Annotated in this window: 8 protein-coding genes; 5 read left to right on the forward strand and 3 right to left on the reverse strand. The window is 72.6% G+C overall.

All coding sequences use genetic code 11. The features are described 5' to 3' along the window. Window positions 1-427: 427 nt before the first annotated feature. From ABWI04_RS40915 to ABWI04_RS40935, 5 genes are all read left to right on the forward strand, one after another. Window positions 428-955 carry a hypothetical protein gene (locus tag ABWI04_RS40915; RefSeq protein WP_353835772.1) on the forward strand — a complete coding sequence of 176 codons (528 nt, stop codon included), beginning with the start codon at window positions 428-430 and terminating at the stop codon, window positions 953-955. Beyond that, window positions 952-1,320 carry a UCP033725 family protein gene (locus ABWI04_RS40920; protein ID WP_353835773.1) on the forward strand — a complete coding sequence of 123 codons (369 nt, stop codon included), beginning with the start codon at window positions 952-954 and terminating at the stop codon, window positions 1,318-1,320. The genes ABWI04_RS40915 and ABWI04_RS40920 overlap by 4 nt, the downstream gene beginning before the upstream one ends. Before the next feature lie 90 nt (window positions 1,321-1,410). Further along, window positions 1,411-2,163 (forward strand): LamB/YcsF family protein, encoded by a 753-nt coding sequence (locus ABWI04_RS40925; RefSeq protein WP_353835774.1) that lies wholly within the window; start codon window positions 1,411-1,413, stop codon window positions 2,161-2,163. Further along, window positions 2,160-2,774 carry a 5-oxoprolinase subunit PxpB gene (gene pxpB, locus ABWI04_RS40930; protein ID WP_353835775.1) on the forward strand — a complete coding sequence of 205 codons (615 nt, stop codon included), beginning with the start codon at window positions 2,160-2,162 and terminating at the stop codon, window positions 2,772-2,774. The genes ABWI04_RS40925 and pxpB overlap by 4 nt, the downstream gene beginning before the upstream one ends. Continuing rightward, a complete protein-coding gene (locus tag ABWI04_RS40935) occupies window positions 2,771-3,619 on the forward strand; it encodes a 5-oxoprolinase subunit C family protein (protein WP_353835776.1) in 849 nt (282 codons plus the stop codon). Before pxpB ends, ABWI04_RS40935 begins: the two co-directional genes overlap by 4 nt. A 24-nt stretch (window positions 3,620-3,643) precedes the next feature. Here the strand turns inward: ABWI04_RS40935 and ABWI04_RS40940 are convergent, their stop codons facing one another. The 3 genes from ABWI04_RS40940 to ABWI04_RS40950 form a co-directional block, all read right to left on the reverse strand. Further along, on the reverse strand, window positions 3,644-4,339 hold the full coding sequence (locus tag ABWI04_RS40940) for a histidine phosphatase family protein (protein ID WP_353835777.1): 696 nt from the start codon (window positions 4,337-4,339) through the stop codon (window positions 3,644-3,646). Between the two features lie 27 nt (window positions 4,340-4,366). Next, complete coding sequence (locus ABWI04_RS40945) at window positions 4,367-5,452, reverse strand: winged helix DNA-binding domain-containing protein (protein ID WP_353835778.1); 1,086 nt, start codon at window positions 5,450-5,452, stop codon at window positions 4,367-4,369. Window positions 5,453-5,506: 54 nt separating this feature from the next. Then, the coding region (locus tag ABWI04_RS40950) for an AAA family ATPase (RefSeq protein WP_353835779.1) at window positions 5,507-7,290 on the reverse strand (1,784 nt) is incomplete at its 5' end.

Here is a 7,290-nt window from a genome sequence, read left to right on the forward strand (position 1 = left end):
GCCGGCTCCCCCGCGCCCGGGCCGGGCGCCCCCTCGCGCGCGGGGGCCCGGCCCTAACACGCGCGGGGCTATGCCGGGGGCCCCCCCCCCGCCGCGGCCCGAGGTCCCCGCCGCCGGGCAGGCCCCGCCGACCAGGGAGACGCCTGTCCCCAGGGAAAGACCGGTCGCGAAGGAACCATCGACGGCCCGGGAGACGCCTGCCGATCCGCAGGGTCTTCCTGTCGCGCCGCTTTACGGCCAGCGCGAGCGGGCACGGGCCGAAGCCCCGCACCCGCGCACAGACCCAAGGCCCCCCAGCACGGATACCCGGAAGCAGAGCGTCCCGGCCGCGGCCGCGCCGCCCTCCCCTGGAAGCGCGCAGACCCGCGTAGAGAGAGCACCCAGCATCGTCGAACGCGGGGCCCGGGCCCCGTCAGGCGCCCGGGGCATGGGGCCTCAGACGCAGGGGCCCGCTGACGCGTCCCAGGTCGTGGTGATGCAGAAGGTCGTGCGGCCCGAGCATGTGCAGCACTATCTGGAAGGCGGTTACGACCTGGTCGCCGGTTACGTGCACCGCTTCCAGGACGTTCAGGAGCTGAAAACCCCCGCCGCGCTGATCCGGGCTCTGGGGCTGGTGTACGAAGGGTCGCCGTTCGCGCCCGCCGATGAGCAGATCTTCGTGATCCGCTGGCCGGCCGTGAAGCCCGACCTGTTCCGGCGTCCGCTGGGCGGAATCGACGAGTGGAGCATGGGCATCATCGCGGGCGGATGGGTCATCGAGAAGGCGCCGTTCCCCGGGTCGGGGTACGCGCCGGGCGACGGGCCCGCGATCCCCGAGTTCAAGGTCGAGAGCCAGCGCCTGCCCCACAAGGCCGAGATGCATCGGCTCGACGCGCAGGGCAGGGTCTCCCTTGTGGCGAGCTACGACGCCGACCTGCGCAGGTGGCTCGTGAAACTGCCGGGAGGCCAGGGGTGAGCATCCGGCACGGCTACTACGCGGGCTGGCGGGGCGCCGAGTACGAGGCGAGCCCTGACGGCGACCGGGTGCGCATCTACGCCCCACGAGACGCGGAAGGGTTCAGGCAGGTCTCCCCTGACCGGTACGTCCAGGTGGTGCCCCTGGCGGACGTCGACCGCCTCCAGTACGTGACCACCCACTGCACGTGGCGCGGCGAGCCGTTCGTGGTCCTCGGCGAGCACGAGGGCTGGCTGCGCGTGGAGTACAGCGGCGGCAAGGTCCCGGTGGCGGAGAGGCTCGGCCTGGAGCCGTTCGACCGGGGCGTGTACCAGGCGTGGGCGTCCCGGCACGAGATCGAGGATCTCCGCGAGGAGACCGTCTGAGCACGGGAATCGGCGGCAGCGGCTCTGACGGGTCGCGGGGCATGAGGTTGCAGAGCATGACGGGTAGTGGGGCATGACGGGTAGTGGGGCATGACGGTCATCGACGTCAACGCCGACCTCGGCGAGGGGTTCGGGGTCTGGAGGCTGGGCGACGATTCGGCGCTGCTCGACGTCATCACGAGCGCGAACGTGGCGTGCGGGTTCCACGCGGGCGATCCGCTGATCATGCGTCGGGTGTGCGCGGCGGCCGTCGAGCGCGGGGTGACGATCGGCGCGCAGGTCTCCTACTGGGACCTCGCCGGCTTCGGCCGCCGGGAGATGGACGTGGCCGCCCCGGAACTGACCGCCGAGATCCTGTACCAGCTCTCGGCGCTCGACGGCATCGCGCGCGCGGAAGGCGGGCGCGTGGCGTACGTGAAACCGCACGGCGCCCTCTACAACAGGGTCGCGCGTGACCCCGTCCAGGCGCGCGCCGTGGCCGACGCGGTGCGGGCCTACGATCCGTCACTCCCCCTGCTCACCCTTCCGGGCTCCGCGGTGCATGACGTCGCCGACGGCCTCACCGTCGTCGCCGAGTGCTTCGCGGACCGCGCCTACACGCCGTCCGGCGCGCTCGTGTCCCGACGCGAGCCCGGGGCGGTCGTCCACGACCCCGACACGGTCGTGCAGCGCGCTGTGCGGATGGCCGTGGACGGCACCGTCGTCGCGGTGGACGGCACCGAGGTCGCGTTGAAGGCCCGTTCCATATGCGTGCACGGCGACACCCCCGGGGCGGTCGTCCTCGCCAGGTCCGTCCGGTCCGCGCTGTCCGCGGCGGGCGTCATCCTGGAATCGTTCGCGTGAAGGTGCGGCGGGTCGGCGACACCGCCTTGCTCGTGGAGACCGGAGACCTGGCGACCGCCCACCGGATGGATGCCGCCCTCAGGAACGTCCCACTGCCCGGTGTCGTGGACGTCGTCCCAGGCGAACGGACCGTCCTGGTGGTCGCGGACCGCTCCGCCGACCTGAACGGTCTGGCCGCGCGCCTCCCGCGGCTGCGCCTGGCCGACGACGTGGTGAGCGACGCCGAGCCACTGGAGATACCCGTCGTCTACGACGGTGAGGACCTCGACGAGGTCGCCTCCCTCACCGGACTGTCGCGCGAGGAGGTCGTCCGGCGGCACTCCGCCGCCTCGTACACGGTCGCCTATCTGGGCTTCTCCCCGGGCTTCGGCTACCTGTCGGGGCTGGATCCGGCACTGCACGTGCCGCGCCGCGCCTCACCGAGGAAGGCCGTCCCGGCCGGTTCGGTCGCGATGGCGGGTCCGTACGCGGCCGTGTACCCGTCCCGGTCGCCGGGCGGCTGGCGGCTGCTCGGCCACAGCCGCCTGCCGCTGTGGGACGTGTCGCGCGATCCGCCGTCCCTGCTCCGGCCGGGGACGCGGGTGCGGTTCGTCCCCGAGGAGCGTTCTTGATCGAGGTCGTGCGGCCCGGCCCGCTGGCGACCGTCCAGGATCTCGGCAGGCCCGGTCGCGCGCATCTCGGCGTCCCCCGGTCCGGAGCCGCCGACCAGCGCGCGTTCAGGCTGGCCAACCGTCTCGTGGGCAACCCGGAGGGCGCGGCGGGCGTGGAGTTCACCTTCGGCGGCGCCGCCCTGCGCTTCCACCGCCGCGCCTGGATCGCGGTGACCGGCGCTCCGGTGACGCTGCGCATCGACGGCCGCCCTCACGGGATGAACGCGCCCTGCTTCGTGGGGGGAGGCGCCGTCGTCGAACTCGACGCACCCGCGTCCGGGCTCCGTAGCTACGTCGCCGTGCGAGGCGGCATCGCCGTAGACGAAGTGCTGGGCAGCCGTTCGACCGACCTACTGTCCGGCCTCGGGCCGGCGCCGCTCGCGCCAGGTGACCGCCTGCCGGTCGGCTCTGCGGCGGGTCTACGGCACATCAATGTGGATGTCGTGCCCACAGTGGTCATGCCGGAGACCCCGCTCCTGCGGATCCTGCCCGGTCCGCGTGACGACTGGTTCGCCCAAGACGCATTGGCCACGCTCACGTCCGCCCTCTACGAGGTGTCGCCGGACAGCAACCGCGTGGGCGTCCGCCTGAACGGGCCGCCCCTCGAACGGGCGCGCGACGGCGAACTCGGCAGCGAGGGCATGGTCATCGGTTCGCTCCAGGTGCCGCCCAGCGGGCTGCCCATCATCTTCCTGGCCGACCATCCGACCACCGGCGGCTACCCGGTGGTCGCGGTGCTCGCTTCGGCCGCCGTGGCCGACGCCGCGCAACTGCGCCCGGGGCAGAGGCTTCGCTTCCGGCTCTAGCCCCGCCTCCGTGTCGCCCGGCGTCTAGGTCAGCGGTGCGGGGACGGACCAGTCCAGGTGCGAGACGTCGTTGAAGCCGCGCAGCGACGACAGGGCGCCGATCCTGACGAGCCGTGAGATCGAGCCGTTGTCCGCGCCGAGGAACGCGAACGGCCTGGCACCGGTGGCGGCCGCGAGGGCCTGGGCGATGACCCCGCCGTGGGTGAACACGGCGATCCGTCCACCCGCGTGGGCCGCCGCTAGACGGACGAGCCCCTCCTCGATGCGCGCGGCGAACGCCTCGTTCCTCTCCGCCCCAGGGATGACGTCCCAGCGTTCCTCGGCGAACATCCGCTGCGCCACCGGATCGTTCTCGGCGACCATCTTCCGGAAGAGACCGCCCTCCCACTCGCCGAGGTGCACCTCGCGCAGGTTCCGCTCGACCCGGGGCTCCAGCCCGAGGCGGCGGGCCAGCGGCGCCGCCGTCTGGGACGTGCGGCGCAGGGGCGTCACGTAGATGGCGTCGAGGCGCTCACCGGCGAGCCGCTCACCGACCCGCTCCGCCTGCTCCCGCCCCTCGGGCGCGAGTCCGGGGTCGCCGTGGCCGTCCACGAGCGGGAACGGCCTGTCTGGGCGCGCCGGCGCGGAAGCGCCGTGCCTGATGAGAAGGACTTCGGTGGCGCCGTCCGGCGCCTTGTACGGCGTCTGCCGATACTCGGTCGGCTCATCCCGCTGGTCCACTCTGCGCACCCTAGACGGAGACGCTCGTCAGCCCAGCAAGGGGGCCAGCCGGTTCAGTTCCTCCTTCAACGGCGCAGCCGGGATGTCCTCGAACGGGGTCACGGTCACGTCGCCTCCGGCGGCTTCCCAGACGCCGGCGACACGGCCCTCGTGCAGGACGACCGGAGAAATCCATCCCGCCGCTCGGCTCACCTGGCTCTTGTGCTCGGGCGGCACCAGGTAGGGCGAACCTGTCCCGGCGCCAAGGATGTACTGGTCGAACCCACCGAGCAGCCGGACGGACGTGGTGGGCGCGGTGTCGAGGAGTTCGTCCCTGTGCTCGTCAAGGACGTACATGGAGACGCCTTCGACCTCGACAGAGGACAACCCATCCTCGGCGGCGGCGAACCACGCCCTGACGTCCTTCTTCCGGCTCTGCTTGCGCATCAGCCAGTTGTCGAACATCTCGGGGGTCGCGGGCCCGTGGGCGCCCAGATAGGCACGGATCACGGTACGGGCCGCCTCCTCCATGGAGGGCAGACCCGTCCAGCCCGGAAGCCATCGCGCCGGAGAGGTGAAAGTGACCTTGGTGCCCTGGGGCGGCCCGTAACAGAGCACGCCCCACCAGGCCAGCGGCTTGAGCAGCGTGCCCCAGCCGGATCCGAGCACCTCGGCCAGATGCCGTGAGCCCGTCTCGTCCACGACGGCCCGGGTGAGCTCCTCGCGCGTGAGCGCCGCCCCGTCCGACAACGCGTCGGCGGCGGCAGCGGCGATCGCCTCAAGGTCGGCCGGCGTGGCGCCGAAGGTCCGCTGCCAGGTCCCCTTCTCCCAGTTGCGGATGGACGAGCACAGCATGAGATGGGCGGCGGCCTCGTCGGCGGGCAGGAGATGCAGGGTGCCGCGCGCGGCCCACGTCTTGACGAGGGTCCGATCGTCCAGCAGGGCCCGTGTCACCTCGCCGGAGACGGGCGTCCGCCGGCGCACCGCGACGGCGAACTCGGCGGCGGACGCCACCTGCGCCTGCACGCCCGCCAGCCGCCGGGCGATCTCCGGGGCGGGCACGTCCTCCGGCTGCTCGACGAACTGCCGCCGCATCCGCCAGGCGAGGATCTGCTTCCACGTCACCGAGGCCATGCGCCGATTACATCGCGGCTCACCGACATTCCACGAGGCGCCCCCGGCGGTGGGTCAGGCGAGGCGGTGGGACAGCTCGGCGAAGGCGTCCCGGACGTCGTCGGTGGTGAGGAGCGTGAGGTCGGCGGCGGTCGCCGCGGACCCGAGCCGTGCCGCCCGAAGCGCCCGGCACGCGCACGCCTTCTCGTACATGGAGCGGGCGAAGCGTCCGTTGCCCAGTTCGTCGATCCGGCCCGTTCCGCATGCGCGCTGGAACACGAGGGCCAGATCGTCCAGGGCGCGCTCCTCCCACTGGTCGCCGCCCTGCTCGGCCATGAGCTGGGCGATGCGGAGCAGTTCGTCGGGCCCGTAGGAGGGGAAGTCCACGCGCACGTCGAACCGGGAGGCGAGCCCAGGGTTGGAGGCCAGGAACCGGGTCATGTCGGCGTCGTATCCGGCCAGGATGACGACGAGGCGGTCGCGGTCGTCCTCGGCCCGCTTGAGCAGCGTCTGCACCGCCTCCGCCCCGAACGCGTCGCCGCCCGAGTAGCCGGAGTTGCTCAGCGCGTACGCCTCGTCGACGAACAGGACGCCTCCGAGGGCGGAGTCGATGATCTTGTTCGTCTTCAACGCCGTCGCGCCGAGGTGCTCGCCGACGAGGTCGGCGCGCTGTGCCTCGACCACCTCCGGGCGGGCGAGGAGCCCCGACGCGGCGAAGATGCTGCCGAGAACACGCGCGACGGTGGTCTTGCCCGTGCCCGGCGGCCCCGTGAACACGAAGTGGCGGGTCGGCGGGCGCGTGACCAGGCCCTGCTCCTGCCGCATCCGGGCCACCTGCAACTGGGCGGCGATCTCACGGACCTGCCGCTTCACCGGCTCCAGCCCGATCATCGCGTCGAGGGACCCGAGCGCCTCGTCCAGGGTCGGGGTCTCGGCGTAGCCGCGGAACCGCTCGGTGACCTCGGCGAAGGCGGTCTCCACGTCCTCGGCGCGCACGGTGACCAGGTCGTCGGCGGTGGGCCTGGCCGGTGCACCCGACGACGAGACGGCTTCGACCACGCGCACGTCCCGCGCGCGCGCCGCCGCCTCGGCCAGCGTCCTGACGAACCGGCCGTTGCCCAGGTCGTCGATGATGCCGCGCCGTTCGACCTCCTCGAACCGGGCGGCGAGCCTCCGGCGGGCCTCCGGGTCGAGCCTGTCCTCGCGCAGGGCGGTGTGGAAGTCGGCGATCTGCAACAGCTCCGAGGGGCGGTAGGACGGGAAGAGCACGCGCGTGCCGAAACGGGAGGCCAGCCCGGGGTTGGAGTCGAGGAACTCCGCCATCTGTGTCTCGTACCCCGCCAGGATGATGACGAGGTTGTCGCGGTCGTCCTCAGCTCGCTTGAGCAAGGTCTGGACGGCCTCGTCGCCGAACCGGTCGGGTTGCCCCTCCGCGGAGTTGACCAGGCTGTACGCCTCGTCGATGAACAGGACCCCGCCCAGAGCGGAGTCGACGAGCCGGTTGGTCTTGATGGCCGTCGCACCCAGGAACTCACCGACGAGGTCAGCGCGGTGGGCCTCGACCAGGGCGGGTTCGGGCAGCAGCCCGAACGCGTAGAAGATCTTGGCGAGCACGCGGGCGACGGTGGTCTTGCCCGTGCCGGAGGGCCCCACGAAGACGAAGTGCCGCATGGGCTTCTCGGTGGGGACGCCGGCGGCGGCGCGCATGTGCGCCGCCTCGATGGACGCGGCGATGGAGCGGACCTGTCGCTTGACCGGCTCCAGCCCGATCATGCTCTCCAGCTCCGCGAGCGCGTCCGCCACCGAGATGTCCGGCGACTCCGTCCGGCGCTCGGGCGGCGCCTTGCGCTCGGGGGCGG

This window comes from Actinomadura sp. NPDC000929 (assembly GCF_040492065.1).
Lineage (GTDB): Bacteria > Actinomycetota > Actinomycetes > Streptosporangiales > Streptosporangiaceae > Spirillospora > Spirillospora verrucosospora.

What these genes read in the sequence shown, in the direction of transcription:
- ABWI04_RS40915 (WP_353835772.1), top strand. Translation starts at nt 428, where the DNA reads ATGGGGCCTCAGACGCAGGGGCCCGCTGACGCGTCCCAGGTCGTGGTG.
- ABWI04_RS40925 (WP_353835774.1), top strand. Translation starts at nt 1,411, where the DNA reads ATGACGGTCATCGACGTCAACGCCGACCTCGGCGAGGGGTTCGGGGTC.
- ABWI04_RS40945 (WP_353835778.1), bottom strand. Translation starts at nt 5,452, where the DNA reads ATGGCCTCGGTGACGTGGAAGCAGATCCTCGCCTGGCGGATGCGGCGG.